24 protein-coding genes are annotated in these 26,026 nt (G+C 37.2%); 15 read left to right on the top strand and 9 right to left on the bottom strand.

Annotated features, from left to right (window positions below):
* Nucleotides 1-178: 178 nt before the first annotated feature.
* The 3 genes from U5921_RS01145 (at nt 179) to U5921_RS01135 (ending at nt 3,268) form a co-directional block, all read left to right on the top strand.
* Entirely contained in the window at nt 179-1,705 is a 1,527-nt protein-coding gene (locus tag U5921_RS01145; RefSeq protein ID WP_324824706.1) for a S8 family serine peptidase, read from the top strand.
* A gap of 106 nt (nt 1,706-1,811) precedes the next feature.
* The gene (locus U5921_RS01140) at nt 1,812-2,408 is read left to right on the top strand and encodes a Crp/Fnr family transcriptional regulator (RefSeq protein ID WP_324824705.1); all 597 of its coding nucleotides are present in this window, start codon (nt 1,812-1,814) and stop codon (nt 2,406-2,408) included.
* Nucleotides 2,409-2,467: 59 nt separating this feature from the next.
* Nucleotides 2,468-3,268, top strand: coding sequence for an SDR family oxidoreductase (locus U5921_RS01135; protein WP_324824704.1), 801 nt, complete (start codon nt 2,468-2,470; stop codon nt 3,266-3,268).
* Between the two features lie 163 nt (nt 3,269-3,431).
* Here the strand turns inward: U5921_RS01135 and U5921_RS01130 are convergent, their stop codons facing one another.
* Genes U5921_RS01130 through U5921_RS01110 form a run of 5 tightly spaced genes read right to left on the bottom strand, consistent with a single transcriptional unit; the run spans nt 3,432 to nt 7,859 of the window.
* The gene (locus U5921_RS01130) at nt 3,432-4,586 is read right to left on the bottom strand and encodes a hypothetical protein (RefSeq protein WP_324824703.1); all 1,155 of its coding nucleotides are present in this window, start codon (nt 4,584-4,586) and stop codon (nt 3,432-3,434) included.
* On the bottom strand, nt 4,583-5,743 hold the full coding sequence (locus tag U5921_RS01125; protein ID WP_324824702.1) for a hypothetical protein: 1,161 nt from the start codon (nt 5,741-5,743) through the stop codon (nt 4,583-4,585). The genes U5921_RS01130 and U5921_RS01125 overlap by 4 nt, the downstream gene beginning before the upstream one ends.
* Nucleotides 5,743-6,597: an ABC transporter ATP-binding protein gene (locus tag U5921_RS01120; RefSeq protein ID WP_324824701.1), complete on the bottom strand. Its 855-nt coding sequence runs from the start codon at nt 6,595-6,597 to the stop codon at nt 5,743-5,745. The genes U5921_RS01125 and U5921_RS01120 overlap by 1 nt, the downstream gene beginning before the upstream one ends.
* On the bottom strand, nt 6,584-7,324 hold the full coding sequence (locus U5921_RS01115) for a hypothetical protein (RefSeq protein WP_324824700.1): 741 nt from the start codon (nt 7,322-7,324) through the stop codon (nt 6,584-6,586). The genes U5921_RS01120 and U5921_RS01115 overlap by 14 nt, the downstream gene beginning before the upstream one ends.
* Entirely contained in the window at nt 7,311-7,859 is a 549-nt protein-coding gene (locus U5921_RS01110; protein ID WP_324824699.1) for an RNA polymerase sigma factor, read from the bottom strand. The genes U5921_RS01115 and U5921_RS01110 overlap by 14 nt, the downstream gene beginning before the upstream one ends.
* A gap of 163 nt (nt 7,860-8,022) precedes the next feature.
* Here U5921_RS01110 and U5921_RS01105 point away from each other — a divergent pair, with 163 nt between their 5' ends.
* Both U5921_RS01105 and U5921_RS01100 read left to right on the top strand, forming a co-directional pair.
* Nucleotides 8,023-8,148, top strand: coding sequence for a hypothetical protein (locus U5921_RS01105; RefSeq protein WP_324824698.1), 126 nt, complete (start codon nt 8,023-8,025; stop codon nt 8,146-8,148).
* An 83-nt stretch (nt 8,149-8,231) separates the two neighbouring features.
* Nucleotides 8,232-9,083 (top strand): MBL fold metallo-hydrolase, encoded by an 852-nt coding sequence (locus tag U5921_RS01100; RefSeq protein ID WP_324824697.1) that lies wholly within the window; start codon nt 8,232-8,234, stop codon nt 9,081-9,083.
* 152 nt (nt 9,084-9,235) lie between these two features.
* Here the strand turns inward: U5921_RS01100 and U5921_RS01095 are convergent, their stop codons facing one another.
* Together U5921_RS01095 and U5921_RS01090 are read right to left on the bottom strand one after the other, a co-directional pair.
* Complete coding sequence (locus U5921_RS01095; protein WP_324824696.1) at nt 9,236-9,655, bottom strand: MarR family transcriptional regulator; 420 nt, start codon at nt 9,653-9,655, stop codon at nt 9,236-9,238.
* Nucleotides 9,656-11,929, bottom strand: a complete 2,274-nt coding sequence (locus U5921_RS01090) for an excinuclease ABC subunit UvrA (RefSeq protein ID WP_324824695.1) — start codon at nt 11,927-11,929, stop codon at nt 9,656-9,658.
* 293 nt (nt 11,930-12,222) lie between these two features.
* On the opposite strand from U5921_RS01090, the gene U5921_RS01085 reads away from it, so the two are divergent.
* The 8 genes from U5921_RS01085 to catA all read left to right on the top strand — a co-directional run bounded on the left by U5921_RS01085 (nt 12,223) and on the right by catA (nt 21,524).
* Nucleotides 12,223-14,055, top strand: a complete 1,833-nt coding sequence (locus U5921_RS01085; RefSeq protein ID WP_324824694.1) for a histidine kinase — start codon at nt 12,223-12,225, stop codon at nt 14,053-14,055.
* Complete coding sequence (locus tag U5921_RS01080) at nt 14,052-14,861, top strand: response regulator (RefSeq protein ID WP_324824693.1); 810 nt, start codon at nt 14,052-14,054, stop codon at nt 14,859-14,861. The genes U5921_RS01085 and U5921_RS01080 overlap by 4 nt, the downstream gene beginning before the upstream one ends.
* Before the next feature lie 156 nt (nt 14,862-15,017).
* Nucleotides 15,018-18,080, top strand: coding sequence for an S-layer homology domain-containing protein (locus tag U5921_RS01075; RefSeq protein ID WP_324824692.1), 3,063 nt, complete (start codon nt 15,018-15,020; stop codon nt 18,078-18,080).
* A 246-nt stretch (nt 18,081-18,326) separates the two neighbouring features.
* Entirely contained in the window at nt 18,327-18,578 is a 252-nt protein-coding gene (locus U5921_RS01070; RefSeq protein ID WP_324824691.1) for a PF20097 family protein, read from the top strand.
* A 147-nt stretch (nt 18,579-18,725) separates the two neighbouring features.
* A complete protein-coding gene (locus U5921_RS01065; protein WP_324824690.1) occupies nt 18,726-19,133 on the top strand; it encodes a GFA family protein in 408 nt (135 codons plus the stop codon).
* Nucleotides 19,134-19,223: 90 nt separating this feature from the next.
* On the top strand, nt 19,224-20,117 hold the full coding sequence (locus tag U5921_RS01060; RefSeq protein WP_324824689.1) for an EFR1 family ferrodoxin: 894 nt from the start codon (nt 19,224-19,226) through the stop codon (nt 20,115-20,117).
* A 96-nt stretch (nt 20,118-20,213) separates the two neighbouring features.
* Nucleotides 20,214-20,747, top strand: a complete 534-nt coding sequence (locus U5921_RS01055) for a dihydrofolate reductase family protein (RefSeq protein ID WP_324824688.1) — start codon at nt 20,214-20,216, stop codon at nt 20,745-20,747.
* A gap of 126 nt (nt 20,748-20,873) precedes the next feature.
* Complete coding sequence (catA, locus tag U5921_RS01050; protein ID WP_324824687.1) at nt 20,874-21,524, top strand: type A chloramphenicol O-acetyltransferase; 651 nt, start codon at nt 20,874-20,876, stop codon at nt 21,522-21,524.
* Nucleotides 21,525-21,636: 112 nt separating this feature from the next.
* On the opposite strand, the gene U5921_RS01045 is transcribed toward catA, so the two are convergent.
* A complete protein-coding gene (locus U5921_RS01045; protein WP_324824686.1) occupies nt 21,637-22,491 on the bottom strand; it encodes a PhzF family phenazine biosynthesis protein in 855 nt (284 codons plus the stop codon).
* Nucleotides 22,492-22,696: 205 nt separating this feature from the next.
* Here U5921_RS01045 and U5921_RS01040 point away from each other — a divergent pair, with 205 nt between their 5' ends.
* Together U5921_RS01040 and U5921_RS01035 are read left to right on the top strand one after the other, a co-directional pair.
* Nucleotides 22,697-23,692 (top strand): SPL family radical SAM protein, encoded by a 996-nt coding sequence (locus tag U5921_RS01040; RefSeq protein ID WP_324826023.1) that lies wholly within the window; start codon nt 22,697-22,699, stop codon nt 23,690-23,692.
* A 312-nt stretch (nt 23,693-24,004) separates the two neighbouring features.
* A complete protein-coding gene (locus U5921_RS01035) occupies nt 24,005-24,964 on the top strand; it encodes a DMT family transporter (protein WP_324824685.1) in 960 nt (319 codons plus the stop codon).
* 54 nt (nt 24,965-25,018) lie between these two features.
* On the opposite strand, the gene U5921_RS01030 is transcribed toward U5921_RS01035, so the two are convergent.
* Complete coding sequence (locus tag U5921_RS01030) at nt 25,019-25,834, bottom strand: MBL fold metallo-hydrolase (RefSeq protein ID WP_324824684.1); 816 nt, start codon at nt 25,832-25,834, stop codon at nt 25,019-25,021.
* Between the last annotated feature and the right edge of the window lie 192 nt (nt 25,835-26,026).

The raw sequence follows: 26,026 nt of genomic DNA, 5'->3' as shown, positions 1-26,026 counted from the left end.
AGAAGATTATTCCACATTATGCTATTATTTGCATAGAAGGACAAGTTAGGGAAAAGATATGAAAAAATAAGCATGAAACAACTCGTGCATAAGGAAATATAGAAAAGAAGGGAGGAGTATAGCCATTTAGTAAGCTAGGCATGGTTGTTTTAAATAAAAACAGAAAAGGGGAAGGGGTATGAAAAAAAGAAAGATAGGTTTTGCTGGTTTTTTGGTATTAGCTCTAGTTACAGGTTGCTTTATGAGTGGAGGACAAGCTTTCGCAATGGCAGAGGAAATAGAGACCATTCCGGGAGAAATAATTCTAAGTATCGGAGAAAATAACTCTATACAGTCAATGGAGGAAAATATAAATGAACAACTTGATAACTTATTGCAGGATAATGATTTTATACTGAAAGATGACTTGCTAGAATCTACCGAAATAAAAGATGGTGATGAATTTCATATTTTAGGACAAGACAACTTGCAGGATGACGTGATTGAGAACATGGGATATACTTATTTAGTCGGATATCCTTCAGAGGAATATACTTTTGAAGAAGCAAAAGCGAAATTAGAAGAGCGGCTGACTAATTCAGGATATGAAATTAAAGCATTGGAGCCCAATTATGTTATGACAGCTTTTGAAGCAACAAGCGGGCAAAATCAGAATTTTGATATAAATCCCAAGCAAAAGTGGAATTATGAAATGATCCAGGTTCCTAATGCATGGACAATAACAACAGGCGGGAGCAATACACGTGTGGCGATATTGGATACAGGAATTGATAACACGCATCCATCACTAAGCAGCTATGTCGATACGAGCTTAGGGAAGAACTTTGCCAGTGGATCCAGCACAGATACGATGGATCGGTTAGGCCATGGTACACACGTTGCCGGAACAGTTGCAAGTTATGGAGAAGTAACAGGCGTAATGAGAACAGCGACGTTAATCCCTATAAAGGTATTAGGTGATAATGGAAGAGGGAGCATTTATGGAATCCAACAGGGAATTCTGTATGCTGCAAAACAAAATGTAGATGTAATTAATATGTCTTTGGGTGGCGGTCGTTATTCTAGTACTTTTAACTCTGCTTGCAAAACTGCAGTTCAAAATGGAACGGTTGTCGTAGCGGCATCAGGAAATGAATCTGCATCCTCTATTTCTTATCCGTCAGCCTATGACTCTGTTATAGCCGTTGGAGCAGTAGACAGCAATGGTGAAAGAGGATATTTTTCCAACTATGGAACCGGATTAGATTTTATGGCACCTGGAGTAGATATTTACAGTACATATCTAACCAATGATGGCAGTTATGATTACTTGACAGGAACTTCTATGGCGTGTCCACATGTTGCCGGTGTGGTTGGTTTGTTAAAATCTGTGGATAAAGACATTACAGCGGAAGAAGTAAGAGGATTACTTAAGGAAACTGCAAAACCTGCAGGAAGTTCAAAAGAATATGGAGCCGGAATTGTAAATGCTTATAAAGCATTGCAGAAACTAACCGGAATTGAAGTAAACGGTAGTGATAATACAACTGCATTCAATGCGGAAAAATGGATACCAGAACAACACTATCAGTTAGGAAGTGTTGTTTCTTATGATGGAAACATATATGTTTGCATTAAAGCACACATGTCTCAAAAAGACTCGAATCCATCAAATGCAGCAGCATTATGGTTCTTATGTGAGGAAACGGAGGAGACTGCGGCATAAACAGATAAAAATAAAATTTCTATAAAATGGCTCTAAGTTTTTACTTAGAGCCATTTTATAGAATTGTTGTTTTTGATCGTATTTTATTTTATAAATGGAGGTTTCCATGAACAAAGCAAAAACTGATGGAGTATGGAATGAGCTTTTACTCAGATATAGAGTATCCCTTGATGCTGTCAATCTGGACATACTAATGTCAATTTTTCATCAAAAGATGATGAAGAAGAATGAGTTCTTCATAAGAGAGGGTGAAAAATCAACAGAAATAGGTCTTATAATCAAGGGAGTTTTTCGATCTTTTTACATTGATGAGCAAGGCAATGAAATTACGAAGTACTTTCATGCAGAGGGGGATCTGTTATTTTCTTATTTGGCTTATTTATCACAAAAGGAATCTACTTATTATTTGCAAGCGCTCGAAGACAGTGAGATTTTAGTGACTTCCGTTGCTGATTTTGAAAAAATCATGGAAGGGAATTATCAGTTATTGTTATTTAATAAAAAGATAACAGAGTCGGCGCTTGTAATGAAAGAGGAACATGCAATCAGCTTTAAATTATGGGATAGCATGGAGCGTTACAATAACTTTTCCATCTGTTTTCCGGGATTGGAACAAAGGATAAAACAGTGTGATCTGGCATCTTACCTTGGAATCACGCCAGTTTCTCTAAGTAGACTAAAAGCAAAACGTCTTAACAAATGATAATGAGAATAACCTCGATGTGATATATAATAATACAAATTTTATCCATGGAGGTTTTTATGAAAAAAGAAACAGTGGTACTAATTACCGGGTGTTCGAGTGGAATTGGCAAGAATCTTTGTAACATTTTGCATGCTAAAGGATATAAGGTTATAGCAACGGCCAGAAAGGTAGAAAGCATACAAGATTTGAATGCTTCTTTGAAATTGGAGTTGGATGTTACCAAAAAAGAGTCAATTAAAAAAGCAGTTGATGAAACAGTATCAAGATATCAAAAAATCGATATTCTTATTAATAATGCAGGCTATTCAGTAAGAGGAGCTTTAGAAGAGGTTACGATTTCTGATGTAAGGGCGATGTATGATGTTAACGTATTTGGAATCATTCATATGATACAAGCAGTTGTACCAACAATGAGAGATCAGAGGTATGGAAAGATTATAAATATTGGTTCGATTTCAGGGAGATTTGCACAAGCAATTAATGGGGGATATTGCTCCTCAAAATTTGCAGTTGAGGCATTAAGTGAAGCTGCACGATTAGAGTTGTACCAATATAATATCCAATCGACCGTAATCGAACCCGGTCCGATTAAAACAAATTTTTTTAATATACTTGCTAAAAATTCAGATCACCTTATGTCAAATGCAGACTCTCCCTATACGAGCTTCTATAAATCGGATGGAGGACAACGAAGCAGTCAAAAAAAGACGGAGGTGGAAGCTGCAGTCCGGGAGATTGCAAATATTATTGAGAAAAGAAGGTTGAATGCTCGATATAAGGTTGCAGTACCGATGAAGTTACGCTTAGTTGTGATGCTTCCTCATACAATAAGGGAGAGGATACTAAGAAATTACTAAGGAATATACCTAACGCATCAAAGGCTCATGAGTGGCTACAATAAAAGCGGGATTCTTTCCGGTAAATTTCATACCTGATTCATCGCCGCTTTTATTAGCCAGATTCGGTGATGCAATGGTTTTTTATTGCTTATATTGTTATACATTGCGATTAAATCCAAAATTAAAATGTGTCGATTTTTCTTTCCCTTTTCATAATGTAAAAGGAAGCAATGAACCCCATCATCAATATACAACTGCAAATAATAGGCTCTATTCCAAAAATTTTGGTTAGCTTATATAACGTATTAGACGAACTGAAGGTGTTAAAGAAAACACCGGAGCAAAGTGCCCAAAACGCGACAACTGCAGGAATTAGCTTCAAAATCAAGGTGATGATATTTTGGCTATACCTAGAAAGCACAAATACAATGCTGGCGGTACCTAAACATAATAAATAAAGAAAGATAACAAAAAGTACAATATACTGCCCATAGCTTATATCAAACCAGAACACTCCAGGATTCATAAATGAGATGAGTCTGTTATTCCAAAATTGACTTGTTTCGTTTATGCTATAAATTGTGCCGAAAACAAGAAGCAAAACCGTGGTCAGTAAAAAGGCTGATAAAATGACAGCAGCAAATTGGTGATTAAAGACCTTCCTGCCGCTTTTTGAGGTATATTGCAAAAGATGCAGGTTTTTAATACGGTCGCTGATCACAAGTGGAGCAACAAATAATAATACTGCCAATATTGCCAATCTCGAAAAATAGGTTAAGTACATTACCGTATTAGAAAACGTTCCTATACTCATTATATTATGATATTTCTCTGCATATTGCAGTTTGTCAAGACGCAACTGTTCTTTTTCATTTAGGAATTCATTAAAATCTACATCGTAAGACGATTCAATTGATTGAAGCGTCTGTAACTTATAAAGAATGTAATCAGATTCCTCGCTCAAAAGCGATTCGATAGCATGAGTTTCAAGCTGTGTCGGACTCTCTTTTTCATATACTTTTTCAAAGTCTTCAAAGGTATAGATCTTCGCGTCAGAAAATATAGAGTTAGTTTTGATGTATGTTTCTATTTTTGAATAGATATCTGCCTCTTCTTTTTTAATAAATTCATCATATTCTTTGCGATCCAATGACAAGCCATACTGGTCTATCATTTGAGTGGCATAGTTAACTGCTTCTGTTTCCGGATGTCCGTTTGGATAATACACAATATAAAAATCCATGAATAGGAAAAAGAACAGTGCGCAAAGCGTGACGATTATTAAAAGCAGTTTAAGGTTCCAGATTTTCTTCATTTCATATAATACAATGTTCATGTAAAATCTCGCTTTCTAAAATAAGTTTTGGCAAATACATAAAAGAGTGCTAGAGCGAAAAGGGATACACTGATTCCAAGCATTTCAAAATGAGGCCAAAGCACATCTACATCACCATCAGTGAACCATATACTATGTTTCAAGGAAATCCACACAGGTGTAAGCATACTATAATACTTGAAATATAATCCTGCAGTCAGTGTTTGCGGAGCTTGGATAGGAAGTACAACCATAGCTGTATTTACAACAATAAACCCCAAAAAACCTGTATAATGATTCCGTATAAATACAGCAATGCATACAGCCATCAATGAAAAGCAGAGTATTACACTTAGGCTGATCCCAATTACTGCAGCCAAATAAGTCATAATGTTAAAGCTATGCCATGTTACAAACGGTCTAACTCCTGTAATCATGTCGTGCCTGTAATTAAATATACTTGATACGTTACTGTTCCAAATATCTCCGTAATTGTTCAGCATGAAGTAAATAAGTAAAGTAAATAACAACAGCAACAGATATGCAGCAACTCCCAATGAAATTGATGCCGAAGCTTTTGTAAGCAGAATGTTACGTCCTTTTTTTGAGGAATACACAATGGATTCTGTCCGCTGCATTTTTTCGTATCCCAGTGAGAGAAAAACTAAAAGGACAGAAAGACAGACGCCTTCGACAAGCAGCCACCCGATTAAGCGGTTGAATAACTGTTGATGATGGCTGTAAGTTGAACCTGCAAAATAAAGGGAAAGACCTTCATCCTTTTCTCCTTTTTCGTCCACGACTCTTTGTAATGCAGCATACTTTTCACGTAGACTTTCAGCGAGGCTTCCTGTTGCGCCTGTCACAGAAATATAGCTTTCACCTATTTCATTTGCGTTGTAATGATCAAATATATCGGTAACAGTATCAGTTTCATAGATAAGCTGTTCTAATCGTTCCGTTTGTTCATCCTTTATTTTTAACCTAGAAAGTTTTTCATAAAAATTTTGATTGAGTATGTACCCTGTATCCTTTGAAACAGAAGCGATAAAGTCTGCATACTTATCCCCGGAACTGTCTATTACCAAGAATGTATTAAAAAGAAGGCATATTGCTATAAACCCCCATATAGCTGTAGATGAAAACAGTTTTTTAATTTCATACCAGTAAATTCCCATTAGTGCACCTCATCACGGTAGGCATATAAAAATACATCCTCTAGATTTGGAACAACCGGCTTTGCAGTTCCCGTGTATTCTGTATCGCAGGCAAACCTCACAAGGGTATGTCCATCTTCTTGACGTTGTGTCAGCAGAAGATGGGGCTGCGTGACTGTTTCAATTTCCCACGTTTCATATACTTTCCCATGTAATGTATTGCAAATGTTGGCAGGAGAATCATTACACAGCAATTTGTGATCCTTAATCATAATGACATGATTTGCAATTGTTTCAATATCAGAAACAATGTGAGTGGAAAGGATGACGATGCGATCCTTTGATAGGGTGGAGATTAAATTTCGAAAACGTACCCGCTCCTTTGGGTCAAGTCCTGCTGTCGGCTCGTCTAGTATCAATATTTTGGGGTCATTTAACATAGCCTGTGCAATGCCAACTCGCTGAATCATGCCACCAGAAAACTTTCGCATTTTTTTATTGATTACTTCGCTAAGTGAAACAAGCTCCAAGAGTTCCTCTGTTTTGCGTTGCGCTGTTATTCGATCGATCCCCTTTAGTGCCGCCAGATAGTTAAGAAATTGGCGGGGAGATTGGTTTTTATAGTATCCGAATTCTTGCGGCAGGTAGCCGACAATATCCCTATACTTTCCATCTAAATTGGTAATTTCGCTGCCTTCCCACAATATTTCACCGTTTGTAGGAAAGAGCAAAGTTGTAAGCATTTTTATCAAAGTGGTTTTTCCTGCACCGTTTGGTGCAAGTAAGGCGTATACACCGCTTGTAAATTCAAGCGTTATATCATCAAGTGCGGTAAAATTACCGTATTTTTTTGTAACATGGTTAATAGCTAACATAATAGGCAACCTCTCTTTTATGAGTATTTATTAGTTTTTTGATTTCTGTAAGAAATAAAATGCAGGAAATGGTAGCAGCTGACATGGTAATTATAGTTGACATTTGGGAAAGAAAGAGCTCCCATTCCTGTCCCAAAAGACAGATTAGCAGAACGTCAATCCCAATCCATAGCAGTATAGCGGAGACATGAATCCATCTCCATTGAACATGCCGCATCAGGAATATCGTTAAAAAAGCACAAAGAAATAATGCACAAAGCGAAAGAGACAACATTTTGAAAAAAGTATCATCAATTAAAAATTGGCTGGAATACAAGCTGATAAAAGTACAAAATATTGTGCCAAAAAGCGAAAAACATAGGATACGAAATGCTGCAATCTGTTGTACGGTGTACCTGCATGTCATTTTTAATTCATACATTCCATTCACTTGCTCTACTGTTTCGGAAAAAAGAATATGGGAGATAAAGATGATTGGAGCGATTGCAAATAATCCAGTGTATCGATGCTGTTCCCAAGTAAAAAGATATAGCAAAGTGAATCCAGTGGTGACAAAAAGGGTCATTAGGATAGAGAATGCCATATCAAAAAAAATATATCGAAGTCCAAGTGCGGTGTACATGTCACTAAGATATGCCCAAAGACACTTAGGCTTTGACAGACCTATAGATAATATATCCGCAATCGCCTTGTCTTTTTCAGTTTTGGAAGGTTCAATCATATTCATCCTTAAACTCCTCTCTAAGTGTTTTTAGTAAACGGTAATACTTTGTTTTTGCCGTTGATTCCGGAACCGATAAAAGTGTTGCAATCTGTGTAAAGGTATATTCACCAAAAAATTTTAGCCGAAAGATTTGCTGCAATTCAATTTCCAACGAATTTATATAGTGTTGTACTCGTGATAATAAATCTTTTAGTTCTATTTGCCGTGTAAATTCTGTTTCGTCAAGAATATCAATATCCTCAACATTAAGGACTATCTTTCTTTTCTTTGTGCTGGTGCGGAGGTAATCAATGGTTTTATTGGTCGCTATTCGATATAGCCAGGTGCGAAAGCCTGCTTGTTTTCGATCATAGTTAGAGATCGATTGAAGCATGGATATAAAAATATTCTGTGTTAAATCCATAGAAGTGTGCTTATCGGATGTTTGTTTATAAACATATCTATAAATTTCGTCATAATACCTGCATATCAATTTATTGGCCGCATTCCTATCGCCAGTTCTTTGTATTTTACGAATCAACCGTATCTCATCATTCAAAATCACACCTCCTTTACTTGTCCTCTCCCTTATATATTCGTTTTGTTTGAACCAATAGTTTCAGCAAAGTTTAAAAATTTTATTTTTATTATTATCAGCATACTCTTATCTTATTATAGTACTCCTTTTACTAATTTAAGGAGCATAATTTTGGTTTTATAAGATGGTAGTAAGACTCGTGGATTTGCAGGAGCTTTTGAAAGCAAACATGCTAGAAGAAGTACTGCAAAGAACTTTTGAAATGATTGGAATTAAAGAGATGAAATTAAGGGCAGGGATAAAAATTTAATGTTTATCGTACTTCTTTTTTAATGTACAATATAAGCAGAGTCCAAGGGAGCATCAGGCGTAGAGAGGAATGGTACAAGAAATATGATTACTAAGTTTACCGATAGAATTTATTACATGCCAAATGACGATAAGACGGATAGACCTTTATTGGGGTTAATCTGTGGCGACAAAGATAGCTTAGTTGTAGATGCCGGCAATTCTCCGGCACATGCGAATGAGTTTTTGATGGAGGTCAGCAAATTAGATATTCCACCGCTAAAGTATTTAGTTCTGACTCACTGGCATTGGGATCATGTCTTTGGGATAGAAACCATGAACTTAATTACAGTTTGCAATAATAAAACAAAAGAAAAGCTGGATATAATGCAAAAATTGTCATGGGATGATCTTATGTTGGATGAGCGAGTAGGAAAGGGAGAGGAAATCGAGTTTTGCAGTAAAATGATAAAACTTGAAATGCCGGATCGCGATGGTTTTAAAACAGGTAATGCAGATATAATATTTAAAGAAAATTTAGAGATTGATCTGGGGGCAATTCACTGCACAATTGATAATATTGGAGGTTGTCATTCAGAAGACTCTACTGTTATTTTTATTCCTGAAGAAAAAACATTATTTTTAGGTGACTGCATTTGTGAAGATATTTATAGCGGTGAATGGAGTTACAGTAGAGATAAATTATTACCGATGATAAATAAAATAAAAAAATATGATGCATCCTATTATCTTACATCGCATCATCACCCGGAAAGTAAAGAAGAATTTTTTGATTATCTTAATGATCTTATCCGAATCGGTAATTTTGTTGGGAATGAGTGTAGCAAAAATGAAGTAATTGAGCGATACACTCAATTTTATGGTAAAGCCCCTAATGAAGATGAAATTTGTAATATTTACAGTTTTATTCATGGCAATCTGAAAGACAGGGCTTAAATCTTTGAAAGAGGAAGGTAAGTGCAATTAAAAAACATGTAAGGTAAAGAGAAGGAAGATTCTTTCGAATGCTTCCTTTTTTTATAATTATTACATTGTTATCTTTTTCGTGCTTTCAAACTATGCACCCAAGCATTATTCAAACGGTGAAGTTACTTTTTTGCGTATAAGCTCGTAATTCTTTTGCACATCATTGAAAAAGTGTGCACTTCTTCCTCTGTTAATGCTTCTTCAATCAGGTTCATGATTTCATTTCCAAAATCTTCTACACGATTTAAAAAAGCTTTTCCCTCTTTAGTAAGAATAATATTGTAAAAGCGGCGGTCATTCGTCTGCCTTTCCTGAATTATATATTTTTTATCCAGCAGACGCTTTGTTAATTTTGAAATACCAGATTGTGAGATACCTCTCATTTCAGCAAGTTCTTTGGTGGTTTTTGCCCCCTGCTTATAGAGTGTATCAAGTATATAGTATTGTGCCGTTGAAACGCCCTCAACATTGAAGCGATTTGAATCGGATACAATCATGCATTGAAAGGGAACATAACTTTCCTCTAATTCTTTGACAGCCATTCAGTTAACCTCCTGTTTTTCATTAAGATACTGTTTTAGGTGCTTTCCAGTAAAAGAATCCGGACAGTTGATTAAATCTTTTGGTAATCCTGTAAACATAATTTCACCACCATTTTGTCCTGCATAGGGACCTATGTCAATAATCCAATCTGCTTGACAGATAATATCTAAATTGTGTTCTATAACAATGAGAGTGGAATTTTGGTCTACAAGGTGATTCATTATATGAATCAACTGTTTGATATCAGCCATATGCAGACCTGTAGATGGTTCATCCAATACATAAATCTGACCACCGTTTTCAAGCTCGGAAGCGAGTTTAATCCGCTGTAATTCACCCCCTGAAAGCGTGCTTAGGGGTTGTCCCAAAGAAACATAAGTGATGCCAACGTCCGAAAGTCGTTTCAGAACGGCTACGACTTCTTTTTCCTGAAAAAATTCTAAGGCTTCCATAACTGTCATTTTAAGAATATCAGCAATGTTCTTTCCTCTTAGGTCATAAGCAAGCACTTCATCCGTATAGCGGTTTCCATGACATTCTTCACACACGGTAACGATTGTATCCATAAATGCCAGATCTGTATAAGTAACGCCCAGACCTTTACAGGAGGGACAAGCACCTTGTGAATTAAAATTGAATAGAGAGGCGCTTACGCCATTCTTTTTTGCAAATAATTTCCGGATACGGTCAAAGATACCGGTAAATGTCGCGAGGTTGGAACGTTTTGATGCTTGAATTCCTTTCTGGTCAATAAAAATAGTTTCTGGATATAACTGTGGCAATACCCCATTAATAAGCGAACTTTTTCCTGAACCGGCAACTCCGGTTACAACAGTCATTACTCCTTTTGGTATATCGACCGAAAGATTCTTTAAATTATGCATAGTTGCATTTTGAATGGAAAGCCAACCTTTCGGAGCACGCGTATTTGGTTTTAGTTCGGGACAATAGGATAAATGCTTTCCTGTAAGCGTACCTGCTGTCTTCAGTCCATCTAAAGTTCCTTGATATACAATTTCCCCACCGTGGGTTCCTGCGCCCGGTCCCATATCAATAACATGGTCTGCAATTTTTATCATGTCCGGATCATGCTCTACAATCAAAACGGTATTTCCTTTGTCACGTAACAGCCTCATAAGCTCGTTGATTTTACTTATGTCATGAGGGTGAAGCCCGATACTCGGTTCATCAAAAATGTAAGTGAGGTCGGTCAAACTGCTGCCAAGCTGGCTAACCATTTTAATTCTTTGCGACTCTCCACCTGAAAGTGTAGAGGTTTCTCTGCTTAAACTTAAATAACCCAGTCCTATGGACACCATGTGATGAATCCGATTCACAAGTTCCGAAATAATTGGTGCAGCTATAGGAGCATCAACAGATTGAACAAAATTCAAAAGCTCACTAATTTGCATATTTGCACATTCCGCAATATTTTTTTCGTTCACTTTGCAAGATAATACTTTATTATTCAAGCGTGTTCCATGACAGTGGGGACAATCCTGTTTTGCAACAAACCGTTCAATTTTTTTTCCATATCTGACCTTTTCGCCATCTTCTTTTTTTAGAAAACTCCGCTCAATGCGTGGAATCAAGCCCTCATATAAGGAGGTTTTATGCCACTCGGGGGTGGGATTTTTAACTTTAATTCCATCGGCGTAAAGTAACAGCTCCAATTCCTCCGAAGAATAGTCTTTCAATTTTTTATTGTTATCAAAAAAGCCTGAATAAATATATCGTGTTAATCGCCAGCCACCGGGTTCAAAAGTTGGAAAACGGATAGCTCCCTCATTTAAGGATTTATTTTTATCTAACAGTCTTTCAATATCAATGGTTTCAATTCTTCCCAAACCCTCGCAATGTTCGCACATTCCCGACGGATTGTTGAATGAAAAAACATTGGAATAACCTACAAATGGTTCTCCAATTCGAGAGAACAATAAACGTAATACAGAATAAATATCTGTGATTGTTCCAACCGTTGATCGGGCATTACCACCTAATCTTTTTTGATTGATAATAAAGGCTACGGACAAATTTTCGATACTATCCACATCGGGCTTTCCGTAATGAGGCATACGGTGGCGGATAAAACTGGTGTAGGTTTCATTTAATTGCCTTTGTGATTCTGCCGCTATTGTATCGAAAACCAAAGATGATTTACCGGAACCGGAAACACCTGTAAAAACCGTAATTTCTTTTTTTGGTATCGAGAGATTTATATTTTTTAGATTTCGCGCTCTTGCACCGGATACTTTAATATAATGATCAGACATACGTGTACCTCGCTATTATTTATATGATATGGTTGATGTATGAGTGAGTAAACTATATAATATCACCATTTTTATTTCTTTGCAATGATGAGGTAAATAAAAAAACCAATGGTTGCAGAGGCAGGCTTACGAGATACGTCATGAAGCAAAATATAGTCTACTTGTAAAGCATGTATTGGAAAATATATTAAATCCGTTATATAATTAAAGTAAAAGAATGAAGCGGCAAAGTACGCTTCTGATTATGTTCTCTTTACGGTATCGGTGGTTTATTGAAGGAAAGAATAGGTTATATGAACAATTCAAAAAAAACAGAAAAATCGCTCATATTCACTGGGGTAGGGCTGTTGACATTGCTTGTAAGTTTTGGAATAATTTACACACTGAATATTCCGCCGAAAGAGGAACGTGCGCTTCCAGATCAGATGATGATCTCCTATTATGAAGATACCGTCGGACGGTTGACTGTTTATGACGCTTCTGCCAAATGGGATCAGGGTGGTTTTGTGAGGAATGAGACCCCATCGTTCTCCTTTGGTAGAAGCCACTCAACTTTTTGGATTCGGATTGAGGCAAAGAAGCGGAGACTGCTGAAAAATTACATTGCATTGTTCTGTCCGAATATACAGGACGTACAGCTTTACATACCAACGGAAGATGGCTATGATGTTCATTACTCCGGTTGGGCTAACAGTTTAACTAGAGATGACGAGCGCATGACATATCCGGTGTTTCAACTAAATACAGATACGCTTAGAGAAAAGCCCATATATATGAGAATTCAATCTGACTATTCACATAATTATACGCTGGAATTTTATACACAAAAAGAACTGAATCAGGCTAGGATTGTAGAGTTCTCCTTGAACAGTTTTCTTTTTGGAATGCTGGTAGCAGTTGCATTCACAAACTTAATTGCTTTTTTTAAGATCAAAGATAAAAACCTTCTTGCTTTTTCCATATGCATTCTACTGCTCAGCATCCATCAGGGTATCAGCTATGGGATGTATAATATCATAATACCTTCTCATTCCTATATTATAATGAGATTATCGATCGAAATCGGATTGTTGTTTATCCTTTCAATCATCGTGTTTTTTATCATCTTTTCAGGTGTTAAAGTCTACAATAAGTTTTATTACAAAACCTTGTTATTCTTTATTGCGGCCTGTCTTATGGGCTACCCTATCTGCTTTATGGATAAAGTGGCGGCAAACTTTTATGGGCATTCTTTGACAATTATTATTCCACTTTTTATTTTATACGTATCATTTAGAATGCATCGATCCGGGCATAAGGAACAGCGATTGTTTATGATTGGGTGGGGCTTGACCATCTTATTGTATGCGATATCTATGCTTGTCTGTGAAGGTATAATTCAGATGGGTATATCGACGTTTCATCTGCCCACTGAACTGATTATTATGCTAACTGTTTCCATGGTCTTTGCAGTCGCAATAACGGAATATGTTAGATGGATGCAATTAGATGGTCAGCAAGTACGCCAACAGTATCAGGAGGCTTCCGAAAGAATAAAATGGACTGAAACGGCATTGTTGCAAACGCAGATTAAGCCTCATTTTCTTTATAACACGTTGACGGCTATCGAGCAGCTCTGCGAAACTGATAGTGAAAAAGCACAGAGAGCAATTGTGGATTTTGCCGCCTTTCTACGTAGTAATATCGACTTCTCCACCGAGACACAGCTTATTCGGATTGAACGGGAGTTATCGAATGTGAAGCATTACCTTTCATTAGAACAAATGCGCTTTGAGGAGCGGCTTAAGGTAGAGTATGACATTCAAGCGGACGGTTTTCTCGTACCGCCGCTGGTGGTACAGCCCATGGTGGAAAACGCGGTACGCCATGGGATCACGAAACGAGCAGAGGGTGGTACCATTACTATTTCCATTAGGGATGGTCAGACCGACTACATTATTCAGGTAACAGATGACGGTGTGGGTTTTGATCTGAATAGCGATATATGGATTGAAGGGTATCATATAGGAATTGATAATGCACGGGAACGGTTACACCGTCAATGTGGGGGCGGCTTTTGCATTGACAGCAAAATCGATGTCGGCACAGTAGTGACCATGTCTATACCAAAGGGGGTGAATCTATGAATTTTATTGCGGTGGATGATGAACGGCTTGCACTGGAGAATCTGCTTTCCAAATTAAAGAAGGCACAGCCGCAGGCGGAGATCCGAGGGTTTTTGCACCCACAGAAGGCACTGGACGAAATCGGAAAAGGATTTTATCCCGATGTGGCATTCTTGGATATAGAAATGTATGGTATGAGCGGAATTGAACTGGCTTTGTGTTTTAAAGAAACGTTACCTAAAGTCAATCTGGTATTTGTAACAGGCTTTCCGAAATATATGCCTGAGGCGTTCACACTGCATGCCAGCGGGTATATCACTAAGCCGGTGAGCGTGGAACAGATACAGGAAGAGATAGAAAACTTGCGATATCCTTTGCCGATAAAAGAAGCATTTATTCAGGTGCAGACCTTTGGAAACTTTGAGATATTTGCACAGGGAAAGCCACTATTTTTTGAACGAAGCCGAACCAAGGAACTTTTTGCCTGTCTGGTGGATCGAAGAGGGGCGGGGCTGACCATGCAGGAACTAGCTGCCATACTGTATGAGGATAGACCATATGACAGTTCTTTGCAAACCCAATTGCGGGTACATATATCTGACCTGCTGAAAACATTAAAAAAAGTGGGAGCAAAAGATGTGATCGTGCGAAAGCGAAATTATATTGCTGTGGATACAAATCAGTTTGATTGTGACTATTATCGTTTTTTAGAATGTGATGTACCTACGATGAACGCATTTGCTGGAGAATATATGGTAAACTACAGTTGGGCAGAACTGACAACAGGAAGGCTATGTCAAAGTAAAGAGCAGAGGGACTTTGGTTAAAGGAAAGCTGACGCTGGGAATATTCATAAAAAAAAATATAGGTTTGACTGTAAATTATTGTATATTGCGGTCAGACCTTTTTTTGTTACGGTTTTGTTACGCATGAGCCAGTAAAATAAATATAAAAAAGTAAATTAGATGGGAAGGGAAAAAAATATGGTTTATTCAATCAGTTTATTGAAAAAAGTTGCTCGGATTGTTTTGGCAATAGTCCTTATGATAGCGATTACATTTATTTATACGCCTGTGCCTGTAATGGCAGAATCTATACCGGACGGTTCAGGAACAGCAACTGATCCTTATAAAATCAGTTCAGCGGCTGACCTTTATTGGCTGTCAGAAAATTCGAGTGAATGGAATAAATATTATTTACAGACAAGTGATATTGATTTGACATCTTATCAGTCGGGAACCGGTTGGAATCCGATAGGGAATGAAGACCATTTCTTTACAGGAGTATATGACGGACAGGGTTATAAAATCAATAATTTAAAAATTAAACAAGAGATTGCAGTGAAGAAATCAGAGTATCCGGAAAGTTATTATATAGGTTTGTTTGGATATTTAGATGGTGCAGTTCTTAAAAATCTTGCTTTAGAAAATGTAGATTTAGAAGGAGCTGGGTACATAGGAGCAGTAGCAGGTTATATAGAAAACAGCAGTATTATTTTCAATTCTTATGCTACCGGAACGATTACCGGTCGTCTTTCAGTGGGAGGACTCATTGGTCGTGCGGCCCATAATTCTAGTATTGTGGGAAGTTACACAAATGTTTTGATAATAGCCGAAGGAACAAAGGGATATACAAATAATTCCAGTGAGAGTATAGAGGCCAACATATGGCATGCAGGTTTAGTTGGAATGATTAAAGACGTTTCTGTAAAAGCTTGTTATTCAATAGGTGATGTACGCGATGGGAGGGCACAAGTAGGTGGACTAATAGGCGGTGTTTGGGGCCATTCAAGTATAGAAAATAGCTATTCAACCGGAGATGTAACGAATTCGAAGGACTATCAAGTTTATCGTATGGGAGGATTTGTTGGATGTGTAAGTGGATCAAGTATAAAAAATTGTTATTCAACAGGAAAAGTAGAAAGTGCATCTGGTAGCACCGCCTATCTAGGAAGCTTTGCAGGACAAGGCGGATCAGGTAGTTTAGATATAAATAATTTTTGGGATAAAGATACTGCTACTTATAGTTATTCTGTCATAGGTACTGGAAAAACGACGAGTGAGATGCAAGATGTTTTAACATTTTCATCATGGACATCTTCTGTTTGGAACAAAGAAAGCGGACAATACCCAAATTTTAAAAAGCTTCTTGGAATAGCAGGGGTTTTAAAAGCAGAGGATAAGCTATATGATGGAAATGCAGATGCCAATATAAGTATAGACAGTTCCGTACATCTTGTTAGTTTAACAGGAGAAGATTTGTCTAATGTAAGCTTAAGTTCAGAGGCAGTTTTTATAAATGCGGATATGGGAAATGACAAAGAAGTTAGTTTGATCAATTTGAGTTTACAAGGAGACGATACAGATAAATATTATCTCATTGATATTGCGCCAACAGCTACTGCCAGTATTAAATCAGAAAAACCAGAGGCTCAATCTGTGTCCATAACGGGATCCGCTCAGCCAGGAGTTGCTCTGACAAAAACAGCTGAGACAGAAACTTTGACAGGACATTATACCTATAAGCAAAAGAACAATGACCTGGAAGGTACTAGTATATTTAAATGGTATCGATCAGAGGATGCAAAAGGAAAAAACAAAATACAGATTGATGGAGCGAACACAACAACTTATGTGATAAAAGAATCAGATCAAGGGAAATATATTAGTTTTGAAGTAACCCCAGTAGCAAAGCATGGAGTCGCTTCCGGTGAACCTGTAGAAAGTACAAACAAAGTATTGTTTGATGCAATCATAAAAGAAGAGCGTAGATCCCACCACAGTAAAAGTACTACTCCAAATAAAAATGAAAGCATTGAAATCAGTATCAATGGTAAAAGTGCAATAGCTGCTAATGTAAAGATAGAAAAGATCAACAATGATGCTGTAGTAACAGTTACAGCGGATGAAGCAAAAATAGAAGAAAAAATGAAGCAAGAAGAAAAACCAACAGTGACGATACCAGTGAATAAACAAGCAGACAAAGTAGACTTCAAGTTAAGTGGACAACTTGTTAAAAATATGGAATTAAAACAAGCTGTTTTAGAAGTTAGAACAGACACAGTCACATATGTTCTGCCAGCATCCCAAATTGCTATAGACAGTATATCAAAAAACATTGGTAAAGAGATATCACTTAAAGACATAGAAGTGAACATAGAAATCTCAAAAACAACGGAACAAGTGAAAGCAGCAATCGATAAGGCCGCTAAAGAAATGAATTGTAAATTGCTTGTTAATCCAGAGACGTTTAATATCAACTGCATATATGGGGACAAAAAAGTAGAAGCGGAGAGGTTTAGCAGTTATGTAGAAAGAGTATTAACCATTCCGAAGAACGTTAGCTTAGATAATATCACAACAGCAGTTGTGGTGGATAAATCCGGTAAACTTTGCCCTGTACCTACAACCGCATTTAAGGAAGACGGCCAATGCTTTGCACGGATAAATTCTCTTACAAACTCCACGTATAGTGTGATAGAACATAATATAACGGTATCCTCAGTAGAAAATCATTGGTCCAAAAATGCTGTCAATGATATGGCATCCAGATTAATTATCAGTAATCCGGAAAGCTTTAAACCAGATGAAGCAATCACCAGAGGATCGTTTGCACAGTACATTACCAAGGCTTTGGGAATCTACAGATCAAACGCTGCTAAACCTGGACAATTCATTGATGTGGCAGTACAAGACGAATTTGCAGATGCGATTGCAATAGCATCACAATATGGTATTATCAATGGATACGAGGATGGAAGTTTTAAAGCCAATGCTCAAATCAGTCGAGAAGAAGCGATGACTATGTATGCTAGAGCGATGGATATCGTTAACCTAAAAGAAAAGAATTCTAATAGAATAGAAACTTATAAAGACAAGAAAGAAATAGCACCATGGGCATATAAAAATGTAGAAAGAGCTTTAAGCAGTGGGGTCTTTAATGGAAGAACAGAAGACACCATAGTGCCTAAAGGTATATTCAATAATAGCGAAGCTGCAACAGCCGTAAGAAACCTGTTAATTCAAGCTCAATTAATTAATAAATAAAGTATAGAAAACATTGGGGATTTGATTGTAAAATATTATTTTTGCAGTCAAATCCTTTTTATTGTATTCTACAGGATATTGCATATGAGCAGAAATTTCAGAATAACAGAAGGACAAATGCGTAGAGCAACAGCTCTTTCAGTTGGATTACACTTTAAAAAGTTGTATAATTAGAAATACAGGCAGTAAAAAGCAACTCTTGACAAGTGAGCTGCCTGAAAATTGCAAAAAAATGTGAGGTGAAATATGGTTTGTCCGATTTGTGGAAAAGAAATGACAAAAGGTGGAATCATTCTTAGCGGAAAACGTATCAGCGGGGAATTTAAATGGTACCCGCAAAATGAGTTTGATAAAAAAGGCTTAAAAGCCTGGGACAGGAGTGATGGAAAAGACATAAATGCTATGGATATAAGCTTGATGGGTGTAGAAAAATTTAAAGATACGTATTTTTGTGATACTTGCAATAAAATTATAGGTATCTTTACGATTAATGAATAGTATTATGACCATCTAAGATTTCGCTGTTTCATATATGAAAGCTAAAAGTTACTGTCTTTTTGGATAGGTCATGGGTGCGGATCAAACATGAGAAAATCGATTGCTTTAAGCTTGATTTAAAAATTGGATGATTGAAAAGGAGATTTGATGATGAAATATAAAGGATCTTGTCTTTGCGGTGAAGTTACTTTTGAAATTGAAGGAGAGTTTGAACATTTCTTTCTTTGTCATTGCGAGCGATGTCGTAAGGACACAGGTTCCGCCCATGCGGCGAATCTGTTTTCTTCTACGGCTAAGTTAAGATGGCTGTCCGGTGAAGAGAAAGCTAAAATATTTAATTATCATTCAGAAGGTCACATAAAAAGCTTTTGCTCTAATTGCGGATCTGCGCTGCCAAATATTCAGTTCAATGGGAAACTGCTGGTTGTTCCGGCAGGATGTATGGATAGTGATATACACATCAAGCCGCAGGGACACATCTACTGTACAAATAGAGCAAGTTGGGATCATGACTTAGAGAAAGTACCACAATTTGAAGAACTTCCAAACGGATGAAGACTGGCTGTTGTTGTTACGGCAGCCAAAGAATAGAAAAAATGATTGATAGAAGGGCGATTGTACATCTTATTTAAGAGGAGGGAAGGTATGATAAATGCCTATTCGAAAATAAAGATCGCTTACTATTCCGGCACAGGAGGTACGGAAATGGCTTCCAAACAGTTTCAAAAAGATTTGGAATCCAAGGGCTGTATCTGCACGATTGAACAGATTACCGAAGGAATGAATCGGAATCAAGAGGAACATGATTTGCTTCTTTTGCTGTTTCCGGTCCATGCTTTTAACGCACCGAATGCAGTTTATAAGTGGATCGATGCTTTGGAGGCGGTAGAGAAAGCCTGTGCAGCGGTAATCTCTGTTTCCGGAGGAGGTGATATCTGTCCAAATACAGCCTGCCGAGTCAGCAGTATCAAAAGGCTTACCCAAAAAGGCTACCGTGTGATATATGATAAAATGATCGTTATGCCTTCCAATTGGATTATACTTCCTCCAAATCCATTACCGTACTTATTGATACAAGCATTACCTAAAATGGTTCGGAAGATCACAGATGATCTTTTGTCAGATGTCAGAAAAAAAACGCATCCGTTATGGATTGACAGGATATTTTCTCTGATAGGAAGGCTGGAAACTTTAGGCGGACACTACTGGGGTAAGCAGATAAAGGTGACGGAACACTGCACACGATGTGGCTGGTGTGCAGAGCACTGCCCCTCCGGAAATATCATCATGCTGGATGGAAGACCGACTTTTGGTCGTAAATGTCATTTCTGTTTGAACTGTATTTACAGCTGTCCGAGCAAAGCCTTACAACCGGGAATTTTCAGATTTATTGTTATTCAAGAGGGATACTGCTTGCAGCATATTGCAGAGCAGCTCCCGAAGAACACGCAGATACCAGTTAAAGATTTAAAGGTGGGACTCCTCTGGTTGGGCGTCAAGAAATATTTAATGTCTGTAGGCGACGATTGGGAGGGGTGATTTTTATGCTCGAGCAGGCTTTAAAGCTGGGGGTGAACGAACAAAACCCACAAGCAAAGGGATTCTATGGGCATATGGGATTTAGTAGGAGGAAGCATGAGAAACATTATTTTATATATTGCAATGAGTTTAGACGGATACATTGCTGATAAATTAGGGGGAGTTGGCTGGCTTGGCGGTGATAATTCTGACCCCGAAAATATAGGGAGTTATTCAACTTTTATTGAAACGATTGATACCGTGATTTTGGGGTACAAAACTTACCAGCAAATTGTCACTGAACTTTCGCCGGATGCGTGGGCTTATACTGGACTGAAAAGCTATGTGCTGACTCACAATAAAAATAACTCTACCGAAGAAGTTATCTTCACTGATAAAAGTCTTGCTGACTTAATTGCCGAATTAAAAAGTGAAAATGGAAAAGATGTTTGGATTTGCGGTGGTGCAACTATTGCCAATCAACTGATTAATCTTGATTTAATTGATAGATACCACATATCCGTTATACCAACTATCTTAGGCGAAGGTATACGCCTGTTTGATGCACACCAAAAGGAATTAAAACTCCAACTTATATCCACTCAAAGTTATAACGGAATAGTTGATCTGGTTTATGAATGTAGAATATGAAAAAATGAACGGCAATCAACTGTTTTATATCATTTAGTTATGATTGTAAAGGAGAATGAACATGGTGAAAACGGAGAATAATGCCTCCTAAAATTGATAATTCTATATTTTAGGGAGGCTGATACTATGAATTTTATTGAAATACAAATGGAGCAATGGGCAAGAAAAGATCATTATGAGCATTATAAAAACAAGGTTCGATGCTCCTATAGCGTAACGGTAGATATTGATATTTCCAAGCTGCTGATTCGTCTAAAAGAACGAGAAATGAAAGCCTATCCTGCGCAAATCTATATGCTTTCAACCGTAGTAAATCAATTTCCGGAGTTTCGAATGACAACCAACGATGAGGATCGTTTGGGGTATTGGGAAGCCATCGATCCGATATATACTGTTTTGAACCCGAATGCAGAAACTTTTTCAGCTGTATGGACAAGGTATGATAAATGCTTCAATACATTCTATCGTGCATATCTGCAGGATACAGTACAGTATGCGAGCGGGGAACTTTTTCCGCAGGAGTATATTCCACCCAATACTTTTAATATTTCCAGTGTTCCGTGGCTGGATTTTACAGCGTTTAATATTAATGTTTTTTCAGATGGCAGCTATCTTTTACCGATTTTCACTATTGGAAAATATAAAAAAGAAAAGGACAAGACAATGATGCCCCTTGCCATCCAATGCCATCATGCGGTTTGTGATGGCTGGCACGTTGGAAAATTTGTAGAAACATTGCGAGAAATGGCAAGGGATTGCGAGAAATGGTTCTTATAGACCATTGACCGATCGGCCATATAAATCCCAAAGTATTCTTGTAAATAGAAGGTGAATAACCGGGAAAAGGACAATTCCATACATGGACTTGTCCTTTTGCTTTGTTTGCTCGCTATAGCCATTCTCCTTTTGCAACCAAGTGTACCTTTCCGCCAACTTGAATATGAAAGGTTTCATTTGTCTTTTCGGCCATAATATTAATTCGAGAAGGGCGATTTATCTCATGACCTTGATTTGCAATAATATTGATAGTATTTTTATTAAAAAAATTATATTCTAGAAGATAACCTGCTAAATTCCCATTTGCACTACCTGTTGCAGGGTCTTCCAAAAATCCGGGGTCGTCCATGAATACACGTACGCGAATTTCATTTTCTCCCTCTTCTGAAAAAACGAGCAAATTACATTTATAATAAGCCTCAATAAAGTCTTTAAACTTGTCATGATTGATCGAACACCTTTTTACAGCATCGAGTGATTTTAAAGGTACAATAACGCAAGGCAGTCCTGTTGAGACCAACTGGACTGGATAGTCAATACGAATGTCTTCCTGTTTTATATTAAGGACATCAGCAACAGCGGATTTTTTTATTATCATTCCAAATTCCGGCTTATTTTGATTCATTGTAAGTCGATCACCGTTTATTGACAAGGGTATTTGACCTACTTTAAGATTTAAAATAATTTTAGTATTATCATGCCTATCTATTATTTTATTAATGACATAGGATGTTCCCAGTGATGGATGACCCGCAAAAGGAACCTCCACATCAGGGGTAAAAATTCTGACATCATAGCCACCGTTATTTTGTTTGCCGGATACGATGAAGCTTGTTTCTGAAAAATTAATTTCTTTTGCAATTTGTTGCATTTCAGCAGTTGAAAGTTTTCGGTCGGGCACGATGACTGCCAGCTGATTTCCTTGATACTTTTCTTCCGCAAATACATCGACAATATAAAATTTCATACAAATTCCCTACCTTCCAATTAAATATTATGATAAAAAAATATTTAATTGATTCGAGATGAGTATATAAGAAAAGTGTATCAATGTATCCAGCCAGTTTATAAATAAAAACCAGCCAAATAAAATTTTTTTGAAGAGTAAAAAAGCAAAGTATTTTTTACTGCTTTCGGTAAACTATAATCGTTAGGAGGTGGTCAGAGTGAACATGGGTTTTGATGCGGTGTATTATGAGGCGGGCGTGCTTGATTATCCGCTGGGAGAGATGCTGCAGCATAAATATACAAGTCTGCCTTGGATAGAGATCGAAAATCACAATCGCATACCGGAAATGACATCAGCAGATAACCGGGATTTTCCGAAATTAAAAAATCATTTGATTATCGGGATCAGAAAGACACACCGGTATGTGGCAAATCATAAAGTTTCCGACTGGTTGGTACCCTACACATCTTCGGGGTGCAAGGCAATGTGTCTATATTGCTATCTTGTATGTAATTACAATAAATGTGCTTATTTGCGCCTATTTGTAAATCGGGAGCAAATGCTGGACAGGCTACTTAAAAAGGATGCTGCAGCTGAGACACCGCAAACTTTTGAGATTGGCAGTAACAGTGATTTGATTCTGGAAAACACAATAACGGATAACTTGGTTTATACAATTGAGCGTTTTGGTCGTGAAGGACGTGGAAAGCTAACGTTTCCCACGAAGTTTGATATGGTCACCCCATTGCTTAAACTTGAACACCGTGCGAAGACGATATTTCGTATGAGCGTGAACCCGGAGGAAATCATAAAACGCGTAGAATTGGGAACCTCCCCATTATCTGCAAGAATTCGTGCATTGAATGATATGGCAGAAGCGGGATATCCGGTGGGCTTGCTGATTGCTCCGGTAATTCTTCTTCCCAATTGGAAGAACCTATATAGTGAACTGATCGATCGCTTGGCAGATGAGCTGAGTGATAAAGTGATGAAAAATGGTTTTATAGAAATGATATTGATGACATACAGCTTTGTGCAAAATGCCATTAATACAGACGCTTTCCCAAATGCTGTACAACTTTTTGACCGTAAGATTATGACCGGACGTGGACGTGGGAAATACTGCTACCGAAACGATATCCGTGATGAAGCTGAGTCCTTTTTGCGGGAAAAGCTTTCGAAGCGGTTAGGAACGATGCGGATACTGTATATTTCATAGAAAAGTTTTTATAGATTAAAATATTTAAGTGATATAAAAACATCAGTAGGAAAAAATTTTTTCAACTGATGTTTTTATTATGCAGATTGAGAATGATATCGAGAGAACACTTAATTTGGATCAAGACCAGCAAAAGGATAACCGTTGATGATTCGCGATGTATGGAAAGAGCAATATCGTACAAGAATGAAACTGAGCGCTATGGTACACTAAATATCAAATAGTATGAACCATCTCTATAAGTTTTGTTGTACTGTTGTTTACTGTTAGGGAAATTACATTAGATGATTACGAGTCGCAGAAAGGATATTCATGGACAGAAAAAGAGAAGTTACCGGACATGTATTGGCAGTTATTACTATTTTAATTTGGGGGACGACTTTCATATCCACTAAAATATTGTTGAAGTCGATCTCTCCAATTGAAATATTGTTTTTAAGATTTATGATAGGAATTTTAGCTCTATATCTTGTATACCCACATAGGCTCAAAACAGAGAGTAGAAATCAGGAGTTGTATTTTGCAGCAGCAGGGTTTTGCGGTGTTATGCTTTACTATTTATTAGAGAACATTGCTTTGACTTATACGTTTGCTTCCAATGTAGGCATTATTATTTCAATTGCTCCATTTTTTACAGCTATTTTAGCACATTTTTTTTTAGATGGGGAAAAGCTGAAACCTCAGTTTTTTGTTGGATTCGTCGTCGCTCTATTTGGAATTTTTTTAATTAGTTTTAATGGATATGAGACTTTAAAATTAAATCCGTTAGGTGATATATTGGCTGTCTTGGCAGCGGTTGTGTGGGCGACTTATTCTGTTCTAACAAGGAAAATAAGCGAATTCCATTATAATATGGTGCAAACAACACGCAGAATTTTTTTATATGGACTGCTGTTTATGATACCCGCACTTTTTATATTTGGATTTCATCCAAGAATGACAGTACTTATAAAGCCAGTCAATTTATTCAATATACTATTTTTAGGCTTGGGCGCATCTGCAATTTGCTTTGTGAGCTGGAACTCTTCGGTAAAAATACTGGGCGCAGTTAAAACGAGCGTATATATTTATATGGTTCCTGTGATTACTGTTGTCACATCCATCCTTGTGCTGCACGAAAAAGTTACAGGGATTGCTATATTCGGAATTGCTCTTACATTAATAGGGCTGCTTCTTTCTGAGAAAAAGATTTTAATAAAAAGAAAAGCAGAACTTGAAGAGGATGATTGTGAGAATTGTATAGACTGCACGAAATTAAGCAGAGGGGATTGAAAAATACCCTCTGCTTTTAAAAAACTTATTTTTGTAAAATGATTTATTTGTTATTCATAATTTATCCAGCATGTCAAAACTCAAGGTTTGAAATACCGTACAATATTTTTGAAAGCCTTCTTGCCCTATAATATAAACATTAGGCATATAGGCCATTCTTTTTTGTGAATACAAAATCCGTTCTAAACCATTATCAAAGGCGGTATGATTGCTTAACGCCACATCTACTTTCTTGCTATTTGCTTCTCTTACAAAATACGCTAATGAGTTTAGATATTGTTTTACGCCATTTTTATCCCGTGGTGGAGTCGTACCCCCCCATAGCGCCGCCATATGAATGACACCATCTTCTTTTACTGGGAATAGATAGCTTAAACATCCGGGAGTATGGCCGGGCGTACCGTAAACATAGATTGTCTTATCTCCTAGCGTTATCGTATCCCCGTCTTGTATATAAACATCAATCTGGTAATCTTTCCATGTTTCTGGGCGTTCAGGTTTTGTTGGATGCGTTTCCCAAAACATATCGTCCACTTCTGAGAGATATGTTTCTGCGTGATAGGTCTCTACAAAATACTTTCCGCAGCCAGTATGGTCGACATGACCATGTGTCAAGAGTAACTTCTTTATTGTAGCGGGATTCCAGCCTACATCATCAATTGCAGTTACGATCGCATTAAAAACATTTCTTGCTGGCCAGATCGCATCGATTACGATTAATCCTTCATCGGTCTTTAAGACATAACAACTTGTTTCTCTTTGTGCAATGATTAACAGGTCATCAAAGATGAGAGCATGGGTAAAAAAAGACATATCTTCCATTGCTTTAATGGTTTCTTTTGTGATAACTGGTTTGTTTAATTTGCTCATTTTCATTTACACCTCTGTACAATTTATTTTATGGTCGCACAGAGGCTAAACGATTCTTTGGATGCATTCTTAAAAATAGTTTCATGATTCACCTCCTAGTATACATTTTTATCTGCTTTTATTTAAATTTCTACTTATTAGTTAAAAATAATCCGTTCAGGATAAGACTATCAAATTATCGCTTACTATTCA

This window comes from Sinanaerobacter sp. ZZT-01, from assembly GCF_035621135.1.
Lineage (GTDB): Bacteria > Bacillota > Clostridia > Peptostreptococcales > Anaerovoracaceae > IOR16.
The sequence above is the reverse complement of the archived record's forward strand: the minus strand, read 5'-3'. Positions and strand labels throughout refer to the sequence as shown.

What these genes read in the sequence shown, in the direction of transcription:
- U5921_RS01145 (WP_324824706.1), top strand. Translation starts at nt 179, where the DNA reads ATGAAAAAAAGAAAGATAGGTTTTGCTGGTTTTTTGGTATTAGCTCTA.
- U5921_RS01140 (WP_324824705.1), top strand. Translation starts at nt 1,812, where the DNA reads ATGAACAAAGCAAAAACTGATGGAGTATGGAATGAGCTTTTACTCAGA.
- U5921_RS01135 (WP_324824704.1), top strand. Translation starts at nt 2,468, where the DNA reads ATGAAAAAAGAAACAGTGGTACTAATTACCGGGTGTTCGAGTGGAATT.
- U5921_RS01130 (WP_324824703.1), bottom strand. Translation starts at nt 4,586, where the DNA reads ATGAACATTGTATTATATGAAATGAAGAAAATCTGGAACCTTAAACTG.
- U5921_RS01125 (WP_324824702.1), bottom strand. Translation starts at nt 5,743, where the DNA reads ATGGGAATTTACTGGTATGAAATTAAAAAACTGTTTTCATCTACAGCT.
- U5921_RS01120 (WP_324824701.1), bottom strand. Translation starts at nt 6,597, where the DNA reads ATGTTAGCTATTAACCATGTTACAAAAAAATACGGTAATTTTACCGCA.
- U5921_RS01115 (WP_324824700.1), bottom strand. Translation starts at nt 7,324, where the DNA reads ATGAATATGATTGAACCTTCCAAAACTGAAAAAGACAAGGCGATTGCG.
- U5921_RS01105 (WP_324824698.1), top strand. Translation starts at nt 8,023, where the DNA reads ATGGTAGTAAGACTCGTGGATTTGCAGGAGCTTTTGAAAGCAAACATG.
- U5921_RS01100 (WP_324824697.1), top strand. Translation starts at nt 8,232, where the DNA reads ATGATTACTAAGTTTACCGATAGAATTTATTACATGCCAAATGACGAT.
- U5921_RS01095 (WP_324824696.1), bottom strand. Translation starts at nt 9,655, where the DNA reads ATGGCTGTCAAAGAATTAGAGGAAAGTTATGTTCCCTTTCAATGCATG.
- U5921_RS01090 (WP_324824695.1), bottom strand. Translation starts at nt 11,929, where the DNA reads ATGTCTGATCATTATATTAAAGTATCCGGTGCAAGAGCGCGAAATCTA.
- U5921_RS01085 (WP_324824694.1), top strand. Translation starts at nt 12,223, where the DNA reads ATGAACAATTCAAAAAAAACAGAAAAATCGCTCATATTCACTGGGGTA.
- U5921_RS01080 (WP_324824693.1), top strand. Translation starts at nt 14,052, where the DNA reads ATGAATTTTATTGCGGTGGATGATGAACGGCTTGCACTGGAGAATCTG.
- U5921_RS01075 (WP_324824692.1), top strand. Translation starts at nt 15,018, where the DNA reads ATGGTTTATTCAATCAGTTTATTGAAAAAAGTTGCTCGGATTGTTTTG.
- U5921_RS01070 (WP_324824691.1), top strand. Translation starts at nt 18,327, where the DNA reads ATGGTTTGTCCGATTTGTGGAAAAGAAATGACAAAAGGTGGAATCATT.
- U5921_RS01065 (WP_324824690.1), top strand. Translation starts at nt 18,726, where the DNA reads ATGATGAAATATAAAGGATCTTGTCTTTGCGGTGAAGTTACTTTTGAA.
- U5921_RS01060 (WP_324824689.1), top strand. Translation starts at nt 19,224, where the DNA reads ATGATAAATGCCTATTCGAAAATAAAGATCGCTTACTATTCCGGCACA.
- U5921_RS01055 (WP_324824688.1), top strand. Translation starts at nt 20,214, where the DNA reads ATGAGAAACATTATTTTATATATTGCAATGAGTTTAGACGGATACATT.
- catA (WP_324824687.1), top strand. Translation starts at nt 20,874, where the DNA reads ATGAATTTTATTGAAATACAAATGGAGCAATGGGCAAGAAAAGATCAT.
- U5921_RS01045 (WP_324824686.1), bottom strand. Translation starts at nt 22,491, where the DNA reads ATGAAATTTTATATTGTCGATGTATTTGCGGAAGAAAAGTATCAAGGA.
- U5921_RS01040 (WP_324826023.1), top strand. Translation starts at nt 22,697, where the DNA reads ATGGGTTTTGATGCGGTGTATTATGAGGCGGGCGTGCTTGATTATCCG.
- U5921_RS01035 (WP_324824685.1), top strand. Translation starts at nt 24,005, where the DNA reads ATGGACAGAAAAAGAGAAGTTACCGGACATGTATTGGCAGTTATTACT.
- U5921_RS01030 (WP_324824684.1), bottom strand. Translation starts at nt 25,834, where the DNA reads ATGAGCAAATTAAACAAACCAGTTATCACAAAAGAAACCATTAAAGCA.